Source organism: Bifidobacterium sp. LH_491, assembly GCF_056356495.1.
Map to the genome: position 1 here is coordinate 1,678,791 of NZ_JBKEUI010000001.1, position 20,741 is coordinate 1,699,531.

Sequence of the window (20,741 nt, forward strand, 5' to 3'; positions counted from 1 at the left end):
CTAGGAAATGTGGTGGGCTAGGAAGTGTGGAGCCCATTGTGTGAAATTGTGCGAACGTAGGAATGGCAGCATACGAAAATGCCCCCCTCCTGAGGAAGGTGGAAGGGGGGCAAGTATTGTGAGAGTGCGCGGAATCACGCTGACGATGTGTTACTTCTTGTTGTTGTCGAGTGCATCCGTAACAGTGTCATGAACAGCCTCGGCGATACCTGAGGCGATTTCGGCAGCGTTCTGTCCCGCTTCTTTGGCTACGCCTATGGCCTTGTCGATAAAGCCTTCAGCCTTGAGCTTGTCGTCGCCGGTAACGTCGCCAGCGGCTTCCTTGACATTGCCTTTAACCTTATCAACCAAGCCTTTATCTGTCATATGCGGCCTCCTTTCAGATTGGGTTATATGACCATAATATAGTTTTAGTCATAAAAGTCAAATTGCGTGTTGTCGCGGATGGCAATTCGCCGGAACATGCGATTGTGACGTACCCTCGCTATGGGAGAACGACGCGGATGACCCAAGCGATGCAACGGGGTTTGGGCATGATCCATGAGGTGTCCGTCGGCACTGTCCGTCGCGCTTTTTAGGCTTGACATATGCAGAATTTGGTAATGGACGCGACGGTGTTGTATGCCGTCATCGCGGTAGCGGCGTTGATTCTTATCGGCGTTGCGGTGTTGTTGGTGCGCGCGCTTAAGCGCCGCAAGGATAACACCACAGAGGCGGTCGGCGAGGGCGATCGTGCCGGCTCGGCAGCGGAGTCCGCTATGTCGGAATCCGGACAAGCGACAAACGCCGCAAGTGTTCGCGCGAGTGTCGAATCGGACGAGAAACCACTATCCGCGCGACGTACATCTGCGGAACCGATGTCCGGGGAATCGTCGGTCGCGCAAGATACTCCCGAATCCTCAACCTCGCGCATGGTTCGATTGCGCGCCAAACTGGCTAACAGCGCCAACCCGTTCGGCAAAGCGCTGTTCTCCATTTTGAGCAAGGATCACCTATCGCAAGCCGACTGGGAAGCCGTCGAAGACACACTGCTTTTGGCCGACGTTGGCGCGGAAGCCTCTGCCGCGCTCGTCGAAGAGCTGCGCCGCGATGCCCGTATCACCGGCGCCACCGACCCCACACAAGTACGCGAAGTCTTGCGCTCTAAGTTGCTCGACGTGGTGGGCACCGACACAGATCGCCGGCTCAACGCGGTGAAAGACGGCGCTCGCAAGCCGTCGGTGATCATCATGGTTGGCGTGAACGGTACGGGTAAGACCACGACGGCCGGCAAGTTGGCGCGGTTGTTCGTGGCCGACGGCAAATCGGTGGTGTTGGGCGCGGCGGATACGTTCCGTGCTGCGGCTGCCGACCAGTTGCAAACGTGGGGTGCGAAGGTGGGCGTGCCGGTGGTCCGCTCCGATCAGGATGGCGCTGATCCGGCATCGGTGGCGTTCGAGGCGTCTGCCACAGCTCGTGATACGCAAGCCGACGTGCTGATTGTTGATACTGCCGGCCGTTTGCAGAACAAAGCGAATCTCATGGACGAGTTGGGTAAGATTCGTCGTGTTGCCGAGAAGAATTTGCCGGTTGACGAGGTGTTGCTTGTGTTGGATGCCACGACTGGTCAGAACGGCATGGTGCAGGCGAAAGTGTTCGCCGAGGCGATTGGTATTACCGGCGTGGTGCTGACCAAACTTGATGGTTCGGCCAAGGGCGGCATTGTCGTGGCCGTGCAGCGTGAATTGGGAGTGCCGGTGAAGTTGGTCGGCTTGGGCGAAGGTCCGGACGATTTGTCGGTGTTCGACCCGGAAGGGTTTGTGGACGGCATTCTTGCGTAGGTGATGCGGGCGGTGGCAAGCGAGTCGTGGGTCGGCGGTCCCCTCCATGCAGGATGCTCCTGCGTGTGGCCACTGCTTCGCAAGACCGCGTTTGACGCATCGTTGCCCGAGTGAGTACCATGTACATATTTGGGCGAATTGTGCGATAATTAATGTAGCGAATCGGATGCATCGCGCGCATATTGCAGGCGTGCGTGGGCGAACATATCGGAAGATATTTGCTGTGCCGAAAGGTGCCGTGCCGGGTGTGTGGCACGCATCGGTAAGGAGATGATCATGGATAGTGGCAACGCCTCATGGATGTTGACGGCTGCGTGTTTGGTGTTTTTGATGGCGCCTGCCGCGGCGATGATGTATGGCGGCATGGTGCGTGCCAAGGCGGTGCTCAACATGATGACGCTTGCTGTGGGCGCGGTGGCGGTCACAGCCGTGGTGTGGTCGTTGTGGGGCTGGTCGATTGCGTTTGCCGGGCATGATGTCGCGGGTGTATTCGGTACTCCCGACGTGGGTTTTCTGCTGAAAGACAGTATCGTGTTCCAGGATGGTGTGTTCGCTGCGGTTGCGGGCGATGGTTCCAATGCGGCGAATAGTATCGCCGTGCCGTTCCAGATGGCGGTAGCGATTGCGGCGGTGACACTGATTAGCGGTGCGTTGGCCGAGCGTGTGCGCTATGCGGTGTGGCTGGTGTTCGTGGCGCTGTGGGTGACGTTGTGTTATGCGCCGTTGGCGCACATGGTATGGGGTGGCGGTTTGCTGTCCAGCGATGGCGTGTTGGCTAGCGCATTGGGCGTACATCCGCATGATTTCGCGGGGGGCTCGCTCATTCATCTTGCGGCTGGTGTGGCGGCGCTCACCATTGTCGTGATTATTGGACGCCGTGAGGGCTTCGGTAGGCATGCGGTCCGTGCGCATAATATGCCGTTGGCGATGTGCGGTGCCTTGCTGCTGTGGTTCGGTTGGTTGGGGTTGAGTGCCGGCTCGGCTGGCGCGGCCAATGGTGTGGCGGTGTATACATGGACGAGTTCCATGATTGCCGCTGGCGCGGGTGCGCTTTCGTGGGGCATTCTCGAGCGGCTGCATACGCATCGGTTTACGGCGCTTGGCGCGGTGAGCGGAGCGGTGAGCGGGTTGGTAGCGATTTCGCCCGGTGCGGATGTGCTGTCGCCGTTGTGGACGCTCGTGGTGGGTGTGGTGGCCGGAGCATTGTGCTGTGTTATGTGCTCGCACAAGCATGACATGCGGGTGGACGACACCTTGGATGTCATGGGTATTCACGGCTTCGGTGCAATGTGGGGGTTATTGGCCGTTGGCTTGTTCGGAGAGGGCACGGGCCTGTTGGCCGGTGGCGACTGGCGGCAGTTGGTTGCGCAGTTGTGCGTGGTGTTGGGCACGGTGGTGTATGTGGCCGTATGTACGGCGATTGTGGCGTACGTGTTGGAGCAGCTTGTGGGCTGGCGTGTGAGCGACGCTGATGAGATGTTGGGGGTTGATTTTGCCGATCAGGGTGAGCGTGCCTACGACTTGGCAGGTGTGGCAAGCTCCATCGTGAGGAAGGTGAAGTGAGATGAAGTTAGTGACGGCAATTATTGAGCCGAGTCATTTTGACACGGTGAAGTCGGAGCTGGCGCGTATTGGCGTGTACTGCGTGACGGTTTCGCAGGTGGATTCTTACATGGATCACCGCGAGGTATATCGTGGCACGATTGTTACGGTGGATTTGATTCCGCGGATTCGCTGCGAGGTGTTGTGCGCGGATGAGGATGCGGACAGTGTGGTCGATGCGATTGTTGATGGTGACCGTACGGATATTGATGATGGCGACGTGGTGTGGGTGACTACGGTGGATCGTGCCACGGATGTCCATTCCGGGCGGGATCCGGTTGCCGGCCGTATGGTTGATGGTACGGAGCGGAGCAATGTGGCGCGGCATGGTGGCAGGCGCGCGGCGGATGACGGCGAATCGCATGAGCGTCGTCATAATGATGGCCCTCGCATGTTGCATAAGGGGCTGCGGGCCCTGCGTTGGTGGCATAAGTCGCATCGGGAAGACGCTGTGCGAGATGCTGGCGACATGGTTGATGCGACGGTTGATGACGCCGATGGTACCGATGCTGTTGATATGTTGGCGAACGTTGTCCCGGAGTCGGCCGAGTTAGAGAAGCCGCCGGTCTTGCCGGCGCTTTCCGAGCAGGTTGAGGATGCGGTGGATGGCGAGGAGTCCGGGCACTGCGTGCATGATACGGACGGAACCGATACGACGGTGGATGATGATGTGTCCGATACTGCCGGGGACGTTGATGAATCAGAAGCTGCTGCCGATGGGGATGATGATGCCGATGCCGCTGATGCTGATGAAGTCGTTGGTGGCGACGGTATTGTCAACGATAGTACTGATGATGACGACGACAGTGATGAGGAGGACAATGATCGGGTAGGCGATGGTGGCGACATGGATGACGATAGTGTTGCCGACGCATCGACGGATGATGCTGACGCTGCGGACTCTGCTGATGCTGACACTGACGGTGAGGTCGCCGGTAACGGCGCCAGTTCTGCGGATAACGTTGCGCAGGATGATTCAGCGGATGGCGCAGGCGGCGAAGGGGATGCCGATGGCACTGCCGGCGATGATGGCGACAACGACGACACCGACAGCACTGAGGATGACGGCTCAGACGGTGACTCTGATGCTGCCGCCGATGCTCCAAATGACAAACGCTAGTCGAGTTCCGCGCCCATCCAGCGATCCGTGCGTACGCGCAAACCGTTGAATACTGCGCGTGCGCCGACGAACACAATATTGATGGCCGCCCACAGTGCGGCCATCCGCCAGATGTCGCTGTCCATCGCGCCCGATCCCACGTCGATAAGCGCAAGTGTGGGCAGATACAGCAACGCGGTGCATGCGCAACTGAGAGCAAGGTATCGGTAGTCGCCTGCGCCGATGAGAATGCCATCCAGCGCCCACATCCAGCCGCCCAATGGGAGAAATATGGCGAGCACGACGAGTCCGACGGCAATAAGCTGTTGCACGGTCGGATTGGGGCTAAACAGCGGGGTGGCAACCAGTGCAAGCATAATCAAACCTACGCTGATAACACATCCGCTGATCAGTCCGGCTCGAGCGGCAACACGAGTCATGGCGCGGGCTTGCTGCCATTGACGTGCGCCAAGGGTGGTCGCCACAAGTGTTTGCCCTGCGATGCCCACGGCGTCCAACATGTTGATGACGAAGTTCCAACTGGAATTGACGGCCTGGTAGGCGGCGAGCACGTGTGTGCCGGTGTGGGTGGCGACAACAACGGTGGCGACCATGCATACGCGGAGGGCGAGCGTGCGTACGAACAGTGCTGAGCCGCTGGTGGCGCTGTGCAGTATGCCGGTCGGTCGTGGACGCCAGTCGGCATTGTCGGCGCGGCACCACATGAGTGCCGGTACCACCAGGAATATGCCCATGAACCATTGGGCGATGAGGGTGGCGATGCCCGAGCCGGTGATGCCCCAGCCAAGACCGAATACAAAGAGGAAGTCCAGCAAGGTGTTCACCACTGCGCCGCCGACAGCTGCCATGAGGGTGATGCGCACTTTTTGTAAGCCGCGAAAAATGCCGTTGGCCGCGTACACCAGCAACATACCGGGTATGCCGAAGACGATGGCACGCACGTAGTGCACCGCATTGTTCAATACGTCGCCGTTCGCGCCGATCAGACGGCACAAGGGGTCCGCTGCGAAGAATATTGCCAGCGAGGTGAGGATGCCGATAGTGAGGGCTAGCCAGAGGCCATCGATGCCGGCTTCGAGTCCTTCTTTACGTTTGCCCGCGCCGATGAGGTGACCGACCTGGGAGGTGGTGCCGTAGGCGAGGAAAATGCACAGGCCTACGGTGGTGAGGATGATGGTTGAGCCGACGGAGAGGCCTGCCAGCGCGGCGTCTCCTACGTGCCCTACGACTGCGGTGTCGATGAGGATGAAGGCCGGTTCGGCGATGAGCTGGCCGAAGGTGGGTATGGCGAGCGCGAGGATTTGCGAGCCGATGCGTCGTGTTTCGGTAATGCCACTGTTCATGATGGTTGCCACTGTAGCGCCTGCGGTGGTGGATGTGACGGGAGCGTCCACGAGATGGCGTGCAGATTGTGTGAGATTGCCCACCTTGGGGCGGCGTTGCGGTGTCGGGCTGTTGTGTTCGCTTAATGGTGGTTCTGGCGTTTATTGGATGTTCGATTTATATCGTGTAGGTGCTCATAGCAGAGGTGCGCGGCTTTTCCAAATTATGGCGTTGCCCGCGCGTGTGTATCCACCTGTTATACACATAGCTTGCGGTGTATTGGGGATAACGTTCTGACTTATCCACCGTGTTATCCACTGAATGTGTATAACTAAGAAATATTATCCACGCTGTACTAATCCGGGCGTGTCGAAGAAGAATGGGAAGGTTGCCGCCCCTGATGTGCCACACTTTGATGTGCGAACGCTCATCGCACGATCTTGGCATCCTCGTGCCATCGACTCCGCAACCCGCCTCGCTTATCGAAAAACCATGTCGCAATGCCGGGGCTTGCTTATACTCGAACGTATGGCTGATGAACTTGGATGGAACGCGGAACATGCTGCCCACGACGGCTCGCATACCAATGCTTACGCGGCAAACGGGAATCCGACCACGGTGAGGGATGCGGTGTTCGACCGTATTCCGCCGCATGATGATAACGCCGAAATGGCGGTGCTCGGCGGCATGCTCATGAGCAAGGACGCCATTGGCGAGGTCAGCCAGATGCTGGAGGTCGACGACTTCTACCAACCCAAGCATCAAACCATTTACACCAGCATTATTGATCTGTTCGCGGCCTCGCAGCCGGTGGACGTGGTGTTGGTCGCCAATGAGCTGATAAAGGGCGACAAGCTCGACAAAGTAGGCGGTGCCGACTATCTGCACAGCTTGGTGGCTTCCGTCCCCACCGCCGCGAACGCCACGTATTACGCCGACATCGTGCATCAACGAGCCATTTTGCGCAAGGTGATCGCCGCGGGCACCAAAATCGCCCAGCTTGGTTACAGCGCTGATATCACCCAAGCTGAAGACGTGGTGAACCTGGCGCAGGCGGAAGTCTATGAGATGAGCGTGGGCAGGGTACGGCAGGATTACGCGCCGATTGGCAAAGTCGTCGAAGACACCTTGCAGCGCATGGACGATGTGCAAAACGGCATGGTCGAACAGGGCGTGCCCACAGGCTTCCGCGATATCGATGAACTGACGCGCGGGCTGCAACCCGGTCAGATGATTGTCGTGGCGGGGCGTCCCGCCATGGGCAAGTCCACGTTCGGCATCGACTTCGCGCGCGCTGCGGCACTGCATCACAACATGACCGCTGTGGTGTTCTCCTTGGAAATGAGCAAAATGGAGTTGGCGCAGCGTATTTTGGCGGCGGAAACCGATATTCCGCTGTCCGTGATGCGCCGTGCCGAGGATATTACCCCGGAAAGCTGGGGCAAGCTCAACGCCTGCATGGGGAGGCTGGCGAACGCGCCGCTGTTCATCGACGACAGTCCGAATATGAGCTTGATGGAAATTCGTGCGAAATGCCGTCGGCTCAAGCAGACCAATGATCTCAAGCTGGTGGTCATCGACTACTTGCAGCTCATGACGTCAGGCAAACGGGTGGAAAGCCGTCAGCAGGAGGTCTCCGAGTTTTCGCGTGCGCTCAAGCTGCTCGCCAAGGAATTGGAAGTGCCGGTGGTGGCCCTGTCGCAGCTCAACCGTGGTCCCGAAATGCGCAACGATCGCCGCCCGCAGCTATCCGACCTGCGAGAATCTGGTTCTATCGAACAGGATGCTGATGTGGTGTTCCTCGTGCATCGTCCCGAGTTCTACGACAAGGAGGACCGTCCCGGCGAGGCGGACATCATTATGGCGAAGCATCGTAACGGACCTACGGAAACCTTCCATTTGGCGTTCATCGGCAGGTCGTCGAAGTTCGGCAATATGGAAAGCGATGGCTACCAGCAAGGTGTGTGATATGGCTCATTCCTCTACTCGACAGCCAGAAAATATACAGCCGCAATCCATCGTTCGCGGCCCGTGGTGGGCGTGCGCGACGCCGCTGGTTGGCAAGGCTGTGCGCGGAGCGCTGCGTGTGACCAAACACGGTGGCAGTGCCCTTCCCGGTCGTGTGATTGAACGATTGGATCCTGGTTTTTTGGCGCGAACGCTGGCGCAACTGCCGTTGGGCGTGGTGTTGGTATCCGGTACGAACGGCAAAACCACCACCACACGTATGGTCGCTTCGATACTGCGGGATTTGGGATTGCGTGTGTTCACCAATCCCACCGGATCGAACTTCACACGAGGTGTAGTGTCGGCATTGCTTAGTGAAGTGAGTGCGGCCGGCCAGCTGGATGCCGATATCGCCGTATTGGAATTGGACGAAGCGTACGCCGTGCATTTTGTCCGCCAGGTGCGCCCCCGGTATGCGTTGTTGCTCAACGTACTGAGGGACCAGTTGGACCGCTTCGGAGAAATCGATACTACGGCGAAACTCCTCGGACAGGTTGCTGCGACTACGTCAGGGACGGTAGTGCTCAACCGCGAGGATCCGCGTATCGCCCGGCTGGCGCGATTGGTTGGCGACAAGACGGAAATCCGCTACTTCGGGCTATCGGATGATTTGGTGTCGACCTTTCCTACCGACGACACCATGCATGACCATGCAGGAAACGATGCCACGCCGGCCGATGCGCCGCGCGGTGCTGCGGAAGCAGTCGTGCATCCGGGCAACGCGGATGCCGACGTAGTGCTCACTGCCGTGGGCCATCAGCAAGCCAGCTTTACCATCGACGGACAAGTCCACAACACCGATGTGGCCTTGGAAGGCGTGTATAACCTGTACAATGCGGCGGCGGCGCTTGCCGTGGTGCGTGCGGTATTGCGCGATTGTGCGGCGAGCCCTGAGACACGATTGCGACAAGTGGCGCATGCCGATGCGAAACGTTTGGTCAAGGCCGTATCCACAGTGACGCCGGCGTTCGGACGCGGCGAAATCATTATGGTCAACGGCTCGCCGGTGGAACTGCTTCTGGTCAAGAACCCGATGGGGTTCCGTATGTCGTTGCATTCCTTCCCTCCGGACGGATGCGACACCATGATCGCCATCAATGACGAATACGCCGATGGGCGTGATATGAGTTGGCTGTGGGACGTGGACTTTGCCAGTTTGCGGGAAACGGGCGTCGAGATGGTGTCCGGTGTGCGAGCATGGGATATGGCCTTGCGACTGGGGTATGAGCAGGTGGAGACGCGCCAGGTCGAGCCTGATTTGGCTACGGCGATCCGGCAATTTACGGGTGCTCATGAGGGCGTGCGCAAACACGTGTATTGCACATATACCGCCATGCTGCGTATTCGCGCCGAACTGGGGCGTCTGACGCAGGTCGCGGACGCGGGCGTGGGCCGTTAGGGAGGAAGTTTCATGGGCAAGGTAATCGATGTGATGTCCCTGTACCCCAAAGACATGAACATTTATGGTGACTCGGGCAATGTGCTTGTCATAATGCGGCGGTTGGCGCTGTACGGCTATGAACCGCAGCTGCATGTATACAACCAGGGCGATGATTGGCCACGCAATGTGGACCTCATTATCGGCGGCGGCGGCCAAGATACGGGTCAGCAGCGCATCATCGAAGACCTGCATGCCCGTGCTGATACGTTGCGTGCGATGGCCGATGACAACGTGCCCATGTTAATGATTTGCGGACTGTACCAATTGTTCGGCCACCATTTCACCACGTTGGAAGGTGTCCGTTTGGAAGGCATCGGCGTACTGGACGCGCATACCGTGGGGCAAACCACGCGACTCATCGGCAATCTGGTGGAGCATAGCGAATCCTTCGGTGATATCGTCGGCTACGAAAACCATTCCGGACAAACATTCCTCGGAGAAGGCGCGACGCCGTTGGGGCGAGTCGATCAGGACGGTGCGGGCAACAATGGCAGTGACCACACCGAGGGCACGGTGTATCGGGAAGTCATCGGAACATACATGCATGGTTCGCTGCTGCCTAAAAACCCTGCCATCGCCGACCATCTCATTGCGGCTGCCGCGCAGCATCGCTACGGGCGGTTCGTCCCCACTTCCAGCGATGCTCAGCGTGAGACGTTGACGCAATTGGATGATATCGCGGAGCGGGCGCGCCGGGTCGCCATGTCGCGTCCTCGCTAGCGCTGCGGTCTTGCCCATATCAGTCTCCACAATATGGGAATTCGGCTCTCAACGTAGATGCTTCACAGCGTGAGACGGGTAGAGTAAAAGTAAGAGATGCCGCGGTACATACATTCCAAGAGGAGGTAATGATGAGTGATATCGATTTTGGCGAGGGACTGCGCAAAGTGTTTCTTGCCGGTGTGGGCGCAATGGCCACCACAGTCGAAAAAGGCCAGGAAATCGTTGAAGATCTTGTCAAAAAAGGCGAGTTGACGGTTGAACAAGGCAAGGCGCTGAACACCGAGTTGAAGCGCAAGGCACAGAAATCCTGTGGCAGCGACTGCGCGTGCGGCGAATCTCGCGATTGCGGTAGCGATTGCCAGTGTGGCGAGAAGTGCGCGTGCGATGAGAACAGCACATGTGGCGACGATTGCCAGTGCAGTAAGGACTGCGGGTGCGAAACCAAGAATGACGTTGAGCCGCAGAACTGTTGCGCGGACGGCGAGTGCTGCTGTTCACCGGAGTAACGAGGCCTTGGGAGTCATGCCGGGAACGTCCCGGAAGTAATGATGCCGTCGCGTCGACCGGGCGCGGCGGCATGCTAGGTGAGAGGGGGGTATGCGGTGCGTCGTCCACACCCAGAGCGAACCGAAGAGTCTCGGCGACAGGCATCCGGGCAGACCGTGCTAGGGGAGCACGACGGATCCGGCACTGATTGGTCTGTGCCAATCGCAGAGGATGAGGTACAAACCATCGGCCTGTTTGGAGGACACCGTGATGCATTAGCGCAACGCTACCATCTCACCAGACGCGGCAAGCTCAAACGATTAGGGCAAATCGCGGGCATCGTCCGACAGTTCGATGTCGTCCACGGGCTGACCCCAGTCAAAATGCGTCTGATGTTGGAAGCGCTTGGACCGACATTCGTGAAAGTTGGACAGATTCTTTCCATGCGGTCAGAGATCTTGTCCCAAGCCTTCTGTGACGAACTGGCGAAATTACGCGCGGACGTCGAACCAATGCCGTATGCCGCCGTCGTCGAAACCCTACGGGCAGAATACGGGCGCCCCGTCGAATCAGTATTCGCCCACATCGACGCCACGCCATTAGGATCGGCATCACTGGCGCAAGTGCATCGAGCCACGCTTGTATCCGGACAAGAAGTGGCGGTAAAAGTCCAACGGCCCGGCGTGCGCGAAACCATGGCCCAAGATATCTCCATCATGCGGTCAATCGCCAAAACCGCAAGCCATCTCGTGCGAGGTGCCCAAATCGTCGATTTGCCAGGGGTCGTCGAGGAACTCTGGGAAACGTTCGCCGCAGAAACCGACTTTCTGGTAGAAGCCCGCAATCTGAGTGAATTCAAACAATTCAGTGAAGACTACGCGTACATGGATTGTCCTCGCCCATATCCGCAACTATGCACCGAACACGTAGTCGTGATGGACTACATCGACGGCATTTCCGTCTCGGAACCCCAACGACTGGTGGACGCCGGATACGACATGAAAGAAATCGGCACCAAACTCGTGGACAATTATGCCACGCAGGTGCTGGATGCTGGATTCTTCCACGCTGACCCGCATCCGGGCAACATCATCGTATCCGGTGGACAGATCGTACTCATCGACTTGGGTATGACCGGACGGCTCAACGCCAAAACCCGCGCGGTGCTGCGAGAAATGCTATCGGCGGTGGCAACATTGGATTCCCCGGCGCTCGCGGATGGGCTGCTCCGCTTCGCTGGAGCCGATGCCGACCCAGAGGATTATCCGGCGCTGTTGGCTGACCTGGACAGCATCGTCAAGGAATACGGCACGGTGGATTTGGCTGATTTGGATATCGCCGCGTTCGTAACCGCCCTCACCCAGCTGGCGCAACGTCACGGCATCGAAGTGCCCAGCAGCGTCACCACGGTGGCGCGAGCGTTGGTGACACTGGAAGGCTTGCTGGACGAGTTCATCCCCGATGTGAACATGATCCAGATCATCGCCGCGCACATTGCCACGGCGAAAAGCCCCGACAAGGCAGTGCGTGACGAGCTGTCGTCGTTGGCGATTGAAGGTCGGCAGGCCTTGCACGGCACATTGGCGGCGTTGAGCGAAGCCAAGGTGGCGGCACGGATGCTCACGCGCGGACAGCTGCGGGTGAATGTCGAGCTGGTTGGCTCGCAGGAACCGATGCGGCTGCTAAGCGACATGGTGAACCGACTGACGATGGCGTTGATCGTGGTCGGCTTGTTCGTCGGCTCGTCGATTGTGTATTTCGCCGGCATGAAACCGATTATCTTCGGCATTCCCGTGGTGGGGTTCATGGGCTACGTGGTGGCGTTCGTGTTGTCGGTGTGGATTGTGTTCGACATCTACTTCAAGGGGCGGCGTTCCAAACGGCGGTAGTGCTTCCGTGTTATGGAAGTTTAACGTTGTGTTTTTATTTTTTCGCGGCAGCTAGACGGTTCGGTTGTTTGGAGTGTGGCCATTTGGTCGGCTGCATGCCGCGAAGTCGTCGACATTGCTGATGCCACCCCTCTGGCGTTCGAGGCGCGTCAGCGTGGTTCTGGCGTATGATTCTTCCGTACATCGTGTGTTCACAGTCCTAGGGTTCCGAATACGGGTTTTCTCCTATTTTTGAATTGTGTTTTGCCATGCTGTAGGTTCTGGATGTGGGTTTTCGCTCGTCTTCCTCCTGGTTTTGTTTCTTCTTTTGCCGATGGTGTGTGTTTTCACCATCCTGAGGATCCTGAATACGGTCTTTCGCTTATCTTCTTGCGGATGGTGTGTGTTTTCGCCACTCTTAAAGGTGGGAATTGATGAGTTTATGTGTGGTAAACACGCACCTTTTTGACAGGAGTGTTGCAAACGCGCACTTTCCTGATACTCAGAGTGTTGGAAACACGCACCTTTTTGGGAGAGGAGGTTCGGGTAAAGCGCATGCGGGCAATTGGGTCTTGTGGGCGTGGGTTTTCGTCTGTCCTTCTTGCGGATGGTGTGTGTTTTCGCCACTCTTAGGGTTCTGGATGCCGGTTTTTCCTGTCCTCCTGAGGATGGTGCGTGTTTTCGCCACTCTTAAAGGTGGGAATTGATGAGTTTATGTGTGGTAAACACGCACCTTTTTGACAGGAGTGTTGCAAACGCGCACTTTCCTGATGCCTAGAGTGTTATAGACATACACCTTTTTGAGTGAGTGTTGCGCGGGTGTCTTTTTGAGTGAGTGCTGGAAACACACCTTTGGGCTGGTGAGTAAGCCTTCGACCACCATCTTTGATTTTTCTTGTGCGCACGGGCACAGTTTTCTACTGTGCGGAGGATGAAAGTGTTTCCTGAGTTGGAGCGTCAGTTGAAGGCTGCGGAATCTGCGCGGTTGTGTGCTAGGCCTGATCGTGAAAGTATGAGGAGGTCTATGCGTGCGCGTGTGCGCGCGGGAGAGCTGGTTGAGCCATATCGGGGGATATATGCCCGTCGAAAATGGTGGGAGGCATGTGGGCTTTTGGAACAACGGCGTGTGGTACTTCGCACGTTGTCCAAGTTGCATCCTGATTGGGTGTTTTCGCATGCATCCGCTGCGTTGATGCATGGGTTTCTTGAATCGTCGCGAATGCTTCGTGTCGTGGAAGTGGCGACTACCAAGAGTTCGCATGTGCCGAGTTCCGCGCAATGTCGTCGTCGTGCCATGGTTGGTGTCCGTCCTGTGATGGTTGATGGGGTGCACGTGACTGTGCTTGATCGCACAATTGTTGATTGCGCTAGGCATTATGATTTCCCTGAGGGATTGGTGATGGTAGATTCTGCATTGCGATGTGGCGCGATTGACCGCCAAAAGTTGGAGCGGACTGTTCGTGAGTTTCGTGGTTGGGGGAAAGGTCGGGCTGCCCGCGTATTGCGATATGCTACGGGCGCGACGGATAACGGCGGCGAGTCGTTTGCCTACGGAGTCATGGTGGAAATGGGTTTCGTGCCCCCATTGGTACAGCAGACGATTGTTGATCCTCTTGATCCTGCACGTAAGTATCGCGTTGATTTCCTGTGGTCTTTTCCAGGGGGTCGTGTGGTGGTTGGAGAACTGGACGGCATGGTGAAGTACACCGATCGGCAGATGATGCCGGAGGGAGATGTGCGCAAGGCCCTGTTGCGTGAAAAGATTCGCGAGGAACGGCTGCGTATGGCGGTGAGTGATGTGGTTCGTTTTTCGTTCGTTGACGTGTTGGATAAGAAAGCTCTGTGGCGGAAGCTGAGAGGTGCGGGGATTCCTTTTGCCGGTAATGATTGATGGGGTTGGCGGGCCGGATTTGTGACTGGACTGGATGGGAAGCCGAGCCTTGCCGGTTGGGTTAAGGATGCAGTTTCCGGCTAATGGGGAGTGCTGTTTTGGAAGACGGCGTTCGTGGTTGCTATGTAGTGGGCGCTCCCGGGGACGGTATGTGGGATTGGCGTGAGAGTTGGTACGGGGTGGAGTATGGGGGCGTGAGCAGACCACGATGGTTCTGAGCATCGGCTGGTTGGAGGGGACTAGCTGAGGTGGTGTCGTATGGGGATTGCTGTGTTGCGTTGCGCTGTGTCTGGCTTCGAGTCCGGAGGTGTATTTGCGGAGAATTGTTGGTGTGTTCGCGGGTGATTTGGGTGTGCTTAGTGTTTGAGAAAGTGTGTGGTTTCAGAGCCGTGTTTGGGAAAGTGTATGTTTCTAACATTCATAAGTGGGTTTGAGGCGTATTGAGAGTGTTGTAAACACGCACCTTTTCGACAGGAGTGTTGCAAACGCGCACTTTCCCGATGATCAGAGTGCTGGAATCACACACCTTTTTGGTTGGGGCCGAAATCACGCACTTTCGTAATTTCGAAGGTTTGGCGGGAGGGTATCCGGTTGGGAGTGTATCCGCCCGGAGGGGCACCGGGTCGGGAGGGAGCCCGGATGAGAGGGTATCCGGCCGGGAGGGCGTCCGTCAGGAAGGGCACCGGGGCGGAAGGATATCGGGTCGGAAGGGTATCCGTCAGGAAGGGTATCCGTCAGGAAGGGCCTCCCGGAGGGGCACCCGCCCGAGAGGGAAACCTATCTAAAGGAAACTCGTCCGAATGTTACCCTCTCCGGGTGGCGGCATATTGCTGTGTGATCCGCGCGAAATTGCGTAGGAGGGTGTGTGCTGCGGCGGTGTTGGCGTCGTGTTGGCGCTGCGCGTTTCGCTGCAACTCGGCAAGGTCGAGCCCCGCGCGTTCGAGCCGGTCGCGCATGGCTGGCTCGGTCCATTGGCTGCACATGTAGTCGACGGAGGATTCCGGGTGGTATTGCAACCCCCAGCATTGGTCGCCGACGCGGAATGCTTCAGTGGGGCATTGTGCGGAGGTGGCGAGTATGGTGGCGCCTTGGGGTGTTTGTGTGATGGTGTCTTCGTGGTATTCGACCATTGGGTAACGTGAAGGCAGGGTGCCGAGCAGTGGGTCGTGTGCGGCCGGTGCCGTGGCGTGGATGTCCACCATGCCGGCTTGCAGCGGAACATATGCGTGGGTGACGGTGCCGCCTAGCGCGTGCGCGATGATTTGTGCGCCCAGGCAGATGCCGAGCGTGGGGATGTGGTGTTGTACGGCTTGTCGCACCAGCGGATAGAGTTGGGAGACCCACGGGTAGGTGTCGTCGTTGTGAGCGCGACCTTCGCCGCCGAGGATAATGAACCCGTCGTAATTGGTGATGCTGCGTGGAATCGCGGCGCTGCCGTGGCGCACGTCAGTGGTGATATGTTCCTGCGCGAGCCACGCGTCGGCGCGGCGTGCGCCTATGCCAATGTTGTCGATTATGCAAATTCGGGTCATTCGAGTAATTGTGCCGTTATTTGGGCGGTTTGTCGAGATGATGTTCATGCTCGGCGTTGTGCGGTATCTCACATTCATTGTCAAATTCGGGCGCTCGCCGTGTGCAATGCCTTGCGACACAGGGCTTTTGCGCTGTGCGAGATTGAGTGGGTGCTGCCCGACGTCGTTCACGCTGTGGGCAAACACAGGTGTCGGTCTGCAAAGATAGTAAGGTGTTCAACATCTGAACGTTGAATGACTAAAACCAGGTGTGTTCGATTCCGGTTTGAAGGATTGTCTTTTGTGGACTTGTCCGTCGGGATCGTCCCCATCGGTGTCGAGGTCACTGCGTGGGAAGTTGGCGTTATCGTCACACAAGAGAAAAGAGACACCATGAACATACATTCACGATTGAAGGCGTGGCACAAGGCCTTGGCCATGGTCGCATCGGTTGGCTTGCTGGCGTCCCTCGCGGCCTGTGGCGAAGCGCCCGCGCCTTCCGGGGGCAGTGGCAACGCGTCCGGCGGTCAGTCGTCGTCGGCGCAGCAGGGCGATTTGGATGTCGCGGCCTACAATAAGGTCATCGAGTCCGCGCCGGTTGCCGACGCTGCAACCGTTGAGGCTAATGCGTGGGCGAAGAGCATCAAGGAAGCTGGTGAGCTGAAGGTGGGCGGCGTGCTCACGTCGGCGCTGTTCTCTTTGCAGTCCACGAGCGATAATCAGGTCCGTGGTTTTGATGCTGGTTTGGCATCGATGCTGTCGCGCTACATTCTGGGCAAGGATGCGGTGAAGGTCACGGTGGTGGATTCCTCGACCCGTGAGAGCGTGTTGAGTAACGGTACGGTGAATGCGGTGCTGGCCACGTATTCGATTACTGATAAGCGCAAGGAACAGGTGGATTTTGCCGGTCCGTATTATGTGTCGCGTCAGGCCATCATGGTGAAGGCGGATAACACGGACATTACCGGCGTGAAGTCTCTGGCTGGCAAGCGCGTGGGCGTGCAGGCTGGCTCCACGGGACCGCAGGTTGTCAAGGAGGTTGCTCCCAAGGCGGAGGTACAGGAGTTCCAGACGGATGCTGAGATTACTCAGGCATTGCGTCAGGGGCGTATCGACGCTTATGTGGTGGACGAGACACTGCTGCTGGGCGACATTGTGAAGAACCCGAATGACTTTAAGATTGTTGGTGAGCCGTTCGGTGCGGAAGATCCCTATGGCATTGGTTTGCCGAAGGGTTCCGATGCTGCGCAGTTTGTCAACGCGTGGTTGGAGAACATCGAGCAATCTGGCCAGTGGAAGGATTTGTGGAAGGTGACGATAGGCGATCGTACGGGAGTGAAGCAGACTCCTGAGCCGCCGGCGATTGCCAAGGAGTAGTGCTCCGGTGAAGGGCGCAACGCTTGCCTGCGCACATGTGTGCGGGTGGGCGTTGCGCGTTGTTGTATCTGTGGCGCATGAAGGAGGTGCGACGTGGGCAGTATCCCGTATTTGATATCGCAGTATGGCGCGGACTACCTGTCGGCGTATGCGGTGTCGCTGCGATTGGCGGCTATTGGTTTTGTGTTGGGGCTGGCGTTGGGCATTGTACTGACGGTGGCGCGCATCAGTCCGATTCCACCATTGCGTACTGCCGTGAACGTATGGGTGGAGGTGTTCCGCAACGCTCCTGTGCTGTGTTTGGTGATTTTTATCGTATATGCCTTGCCTGATTTAGGTTTGGTGTTGGATTACGAGCCGAGTGTGATCGTGGCATTGACGCTGGTGTGTTCGGCGTTCGCATGCGACAATTTGCGCACCGGCATCAATACGATCGAAGCCGGACAGGTTGAGGCTGCGCGTGCCTTGGGATTGGGATTCCGGCAGATTGTGTCGTCCATCGTGTTGCCGCAGGCATTGCGCAGCGTCATCCAGCCGATGGTGACGTTGCTTATCGCCGTCATCATCAGTTCGTCGGCAGGGTCGCTGGTGCCGTTGGCGCACAAGGAGCTCACCGGTTTGGTGGCGCAGATCAATAATGAAGAGGCCTTGGGCGTGGCGACGTTCGCGGTGGCGGCGTTATTGTATGTGTTCACTGGCTTGGCGATCGCCGCCATTGGACGACGTTTGGAGCGGAGGTTGCAGCTATGGCGATGACGGCTTTGGAACGGACGCTATTTGAACCCGCCGGTCCCCGCGCCAAAAAACGTATCCTGGCCGGCAGCGTGTTGAGTGTGCTCGCGGTGGCTGCCCTGGTGGTGTGGGTGGTGTATCGCTTTTATGTGAGCGGTCAGTTGCAATGGCGGTTCTGGTATTTCTTTGGACAGGCCAATGTGTGGGCTTTCCTTGGTGCCGGTTTGCTGGGTACGGTTCGTGCCGCTGCTGGAGCAGGCTGCATTGCGCTGGTGTTTGGCATGGTATTGATGTTCGGTCGTATGGCGCGCTGGACCCCGATTCGTTGGGTGGCGACTGCCATCATTGAATTCGTGCGAGGCACGCCTACACTGCTGTTCATTTATGCGATGTTTCTGGTTCCCGCCCAGTACGGAGTGCATGTAAGCACGTATTGGATGGTGGTGATTCCCACATCACTGTACGCTTCCGCGGTATTGGCTGAAGTGTATCGTGCCGGCTATCAGGCCGTGCCCCAAGGGCAGAAGGAGGCCGGAACCTCGTTGGGCCTGAGTACATGGCAGAACTTCCGTGCCATCATCGGCCCGCAGATGATCCGTATGGTAACGCCCACATTGGTGGCGCAGTTGGTGGTCGTCGTCAAAGACACCGCATTTGGCTATGTGGTGACTTACCCGGAGCTGATGGTGAACGCGAAGGTGTTGGTGGCGAATTTTTCCAGCCTGGTGCCTGTGTATTTGGTGGTATCGCTGGTATACATCGTCATCAACGTGTCGATTTCCCGCTTCGCCCAGTGGCTGTCGCACCGTCAGCATATTCGCATCGACGTGTGATCCGCCGTGCCAGCGTCGCATGGCACGTTTTACAATGGGGGTATGCGAGAGAAAGTGGCACAGGTGGTGGAGGCCGCGGGCGGCGTGTTGTACCGTCGCCGCGATGCGTCGGCTTGGCTGGATGGTGCGGTTGCGCCCCCGGATATGCCGGTATCGTGCTCGTCGGACGCCCGGCTTGACCAGTGGGAAGTGTGCGTGGTGCATCGTCCCAAATACGACGATTGGAGTTGGCCCAAGGGCAAGTTGGAGCCTAACGAGTCGCATCGTCATGCTGCGGTACGTGAAATCGGCGAGGAAACCGGTATTCCCGTCGCCTTAGGGGCATGGTTGGGTGAAGTGGAGTATCCGTTGCATGCCGAAGGGTCGAACGCGAAGCGCGGCCGGGGCGCATTGCACGACCGCAAACATGTGGTGTATTGGATGGCGCATCCCATCACCGAAGAGGATCGGCAACGCCGAGCGCTGGCGTTCGGGCCGGTGACCCGTGCCGACGAGGCCGAAGTGGACGAGGTGCGATGGGTGCCGCTTGGTGCGGCGAAACGGTTGCTGTCCCATCCGATTGACAAGGATATTCTTGCGGCGTTCGTCGACCGGCTGCAGGAGGGGGCTGGTGAGGCGCAGCCACTGCTGATCGTGCGTCACGCCAAAGCGGAGGCGCGCAAAATGTGGAAAGGGGTGGAAGCGGCTCGTCCGATTACGCCTAAGGGGGCTGCTGCCGCCTATGCGCTGAACCGTGAGCTTGCCTGTTATAACCCTACGCGGCTTGTGAGCTCACCGTGGCGTCGCTGTCAGCAGACCATACAGGTTCTGTCGTGGCAGACGTCACGTGAGGTGGAGTATGAGCAGTCCCTCACCGAAGATGCGTTCGCCGATGCCCCGCAGACTATGGTCGACTATGTGATGAAACTATTGCGTGAGACGGTGGATCAAGGAGAAGCGACGGCCGTATGCATGCACCGTCCTGTGATCGGCGGCGCTTTCGCGCGTTTGCGCGAATTGTGTGCGGTGAAATCATTGGCGAAGCAGTTGGTGTCGTCATCTCCATACATGCCTACCGGTAGTGCGGTGGCGTTGTTCGTGGTGCGCGAGGGTGACGAACTGCGTATCATCGACGTGCAAAGGATCGGCCCTCTTGTCTACTAGTGCATGGTCATATGGTTCAGGTTCCGTACATGCGAGCGGTGCCGGTTTTGTGCCGGCTGGTTTGGGCTCACGTCCCGCCAGGCCAGCACAGTTGGATACTGCGGTGGCCGACCACCTGGCCGGCGGCGTCGATCCTGAGCTCCTCACGGATATGAGCCACACCTCGGCAGCGGCGCTGCTCGACCGCGTGCATCATACCGAAGATCCCGAAGTAGTCCGACGCGTGCTCACCATTGTCGAGAACGAAGGCGTCGACGTGATTGCGGAACTGTGGAGTCATTGCGATCCCGACTCGCTGCCCGGCATGCTATGGCGGTTGTACATGCTGCGCACATGGATGCGCAAACACGACACCGCAGTAGCCCGCCTATGGCGTGTGGGCGAGCCGTCAATAGGCAGTGCTTCGGCAGTGGCCGGTGTGGACGCCGCACCCACGGAAGATGACATAGCCCGTACCGCCGATTCCATCCTGGCGGGAGCATTCACCGGCGATTTTGCCGTGGCGCTCGAGCGAGCCGCAGCATTCGTTACCGTCGTGGCGCTGGGATTACGTACTGAAGCGGCGGCCATCGTCTCACGAGCCGACCAAGCCTCAGATACCGCCGAAGAACAACGTCGGCGCTCGCGGGGTGCGACGATGCTGCATACTGCGGCGAACTTGGCGGTGACGGCGAAGGCCTTCCGTCATGGGGCGACACTATGGCGTCGCGGGAAGTTGGAATAGCCGCTACAATGGAAGTCCGCGTCGGGCCACGCTTAAGCCCCGGGCTCCGTTTGTTGCCGCCGCGAGCGGCGTTTGCGCCGACAGGCGCTTTCGTGGTTCGGCGCGTTTCCTCTTTTTCTTTGCAATTCCGCCGTGTGACG

16 protein-coding genes and 1 pseudogene are annotated in these 20,741 nt (G+C 58.2%); 14 read left to right on the forward strand and 3 right to left on the reverse strand.

Annotated features, from left to right (window positions below; all coding sequences use genetic code 11):
• Positions 1 to 150: 150 nt before the first annotated feature.
• Complete coding sequence (locus AC1AWK_RS06475) at positions 151 to 366, reverse strand: CsbD family protein (protein WP_476569117.1); 216 nt, start codon at positions 364 to 366, stop codon at positions 151 to 153.
• Positions 367 to 602: 236 nt separating this feature from the next.
• Here AC1AWK_RS06475 and ftsY point away from each other — a divergent pair, with 236 nt between their 5' ends.
• The 3 genes from ftsY to AC1AWK_RS06490 all read left to right on the forward strand — a co-directional run bounded on the left by ftsY (position 603) and on the right by AC1AWK_RS06490 (position 4,542).
• Positions 603 to 1,820 (forward strand): signal recognition particle-docking protein FtsY, encoded by a 1,218-nt coding sequence (ftsY, locus tag AC1AWK_RS06480; RefSeq protein WP_476569676.1) that lies wholly within the window; start codon positions 603 to 605, stop codon positions 1,818 to 1,820.
• A 276-nt stretch (positions 1,821 to 2,096) separates the two neighbouring features.
• Complete coding sequence (locus AC1AWK_RS06485) at positions 2,097 to 3,383, forward strand: ammonium transporter (protein WP_476569118.1); 1,287 nt, start codon at positions 2,097 to 2,099, stop codon at positions 3,381 to 3,383.
• A gap of 1 nt (position 3,384) precedes the next feature.
• Positions 3,385 to 4,542 (forward strand): P-II family nitrogen regulator, encoded by a 1,158-nt coding sequence (locus AC1AWK_RS06490; RefSeq protein WP_476569120.1) that lies wholly within the window; start codon positions 3,385 to 3,387, stop codon positions 4,540 to 4,542.
• Here AC1AWK_RS06490 and AC1AWK_RS06495 read toward each other — a convergent pair.
• Positions 4,539 to 5,885, reverse strand: a complete 1,347-nt coding sequence (locus AC1AWK_RS06495) for an MATE family efflux transporter (RefSeq protein WP_476569121.1) — start codon at positions 5,883 to 5,885, stop codon at positions 4,539 to 4,541. The genes AC1AWK_RS06490 and AC1AWK_RS06495 overlap by 4 nt on opposite strands.
• A gap of 508 nt (positions 5,886 to 6,393) precedes the next feature.
• On the opposite strand from AC1AWK_RS06495, the gene dnaB reads away from it, so the two are divergent.
• The 6 genes and pseudogenes from dnaB (at position 6,394) to AC1AWK_RS06525 (ending at position 14,281) form a co-directional block, all read left to right on the forward strand.
• The gene (gene dnaB / locus AC1AWK_RS06500) at positions 6,394 to 7,833 is read left to right on the forward strand and encodes a replicative DNA helicase (RefSeq protein WP_476569122.1); all 1,440 of its coding nucleotides are present in this window, start codon (positions 6,394 to 6,396) and stop codon (positions 7,831 to 7,833) included.
• Position 7,834: 1 nt separating this feature from the next.
• Positions 7,835 to 9,271: a MurT ligase domain-containing protein gene (locus tag AC1AWK_RS06505; protein WP_476569124.1), complete on the forward strand. Its 1,437-nt coding sequence runs from the start codon at positions 7,835 to 7,837 to the stop codon at positions 9,269 to 9,271.
• Positions 9,272 to 9,283: 12 nt separating this feature from the next.
• Positions 9,284 to 10,033: a type 1 glutamine amidotransferase gene (locus AC1AWK_RS06510; RefSeq protein WP_476569126.1), complete on the forward strand. Its 750-nt coding sequence runs from the start codon at positions 9,284 to 9,286 to the stop codon at positions 10,031 to 10,033.
• A 131-nt stretch (positions 10,034 to 10,164) separates the two neighbouring features.
• Positions 10,165 to 10,344: pseudogene (locus tag AC1AWK_RS06515) on the forward strand (phasin family protein); the annotation flags it as partial.
• Positions 10,345 to 10,737: 393 nt separating this feature from the next.
• On the forward strand, positions 10,738 to 12,411 hold the full coding sequence (locus AC1AWK_RS06520; protein WP_476569128.1) for an ABC1 kinase family protein: 1,674 nt from the start codon (positions 10,738 to 10,740) through the stop codon (positions 12,409 to 12,411).
• 1,105 nt (positions 12,412 to 13,516) lie between these two features.
• Positions 13,517 to 14,281, forward strand: coding sequence for a hypothetical protein (locus tag AC1AWK_RS06525; RefSeq protein ID WP_476569130.1), 765 nt, complete (start codon positions 13,517 to 13,519; stop codon positions 14,279 to 14,281).
• 803 nt (positions 14,282 to 15,084) lie between these two features.
• Here AC1AWK_RS06525 and AC1AWK_RS06530 read toward each other — a convergent pair.
• Positions 15,085 to 15,861 (reverse strand): type 1 glutamine amidotransferase, encoded by a 777-nt coding sequence (locus tag AC1AWK_RS06530; protein WP_476569132.1) that lies wholly within the window; start codon positions 15,859 to 15,861, stop codon positions 15,085 to 15,087.
• 324 nt (positions 15,862 to 16,185) lie between these two features.
• Here AC1AWK_RS06530 and AC1AWK_RS06535 point away from each other — a divergent pair, with 324 nt between their 5' ends.
• The 5 genes from AC1AWK_RS06535 to AC1AWK_RS06555 all read left to right on the forward strand — a co-directional run bounded on the left by AC1AWK_RS06535 (position 16,186) and on the right by AC1AWK_RS06555 (position 20,601).
• Positions 16,186 to 17,169, forward strand: coding sequence for a glutamate ABC transporter substrate-binding protein (locus AC1AWK_RS06535; protein WP_476569134.1), 984 nt, complete (start codon positions 16,186 to 16,188; stop codon positions 17,167 to 17,169).
• A gap of 93 nt (positions 17,170 to 17,262) precedes the next feature.
• A complete protein-coding gene (locus AC1AWK_RS06540; protein WP_476569136.1) occupies positions 17,263 to 17,925 on the forward strand; it encodes an amino acid ABC transporter permease in 663 nt (220 codons plus the stop codon).
• On the forward strand, positions 17,916 to 18,734 hold the full coding sequence (locus AC1AWK_RS06545) for an amino acid ABC transporter permease (RefSeq protein WP_476569138.1): 819 nt from the start codon (positions 17,916 to 17,918) through the stop codon (positions 18,732 to 18,734). The genes AC1AWK_RS06540 and AC1AWK_RS06545 overlap by 10 nt, the downstream gene beginning before the upstream one ends.
• Positions 18,735 to 18,776: 42 nt before the next feature.
• The gene (locus AC1AWK_RS06550) at positions 18,777 to 19,877 is read left to right on the forward strand and encodes an NUDIX hydrolase (protein WP_476569140.1); all 1,101 of its coding nucleotides are present in this window, start codon (positions 18,777 to 18,779) and stop codon (positions 19,875 to 19,877) included.
• Positions 19,867 to 20,601, forward strand: coding sequence for a hypothetical protein (locus tag AC1AWK_RS06555; RefSeq protein ID WP_476569142.1), 735 nt, complete (start codon positions 19,867 to 19,869; stop codon positions 20,599 to 20,601). The genes AC1AWK_RS06550 and AC1AWK_RS06555 overlap by 11 nt, the downstream gene beginning before the upstream one ends.
• Positions 20,602 to 20,741: the final 140 nt, after the last annotated feature.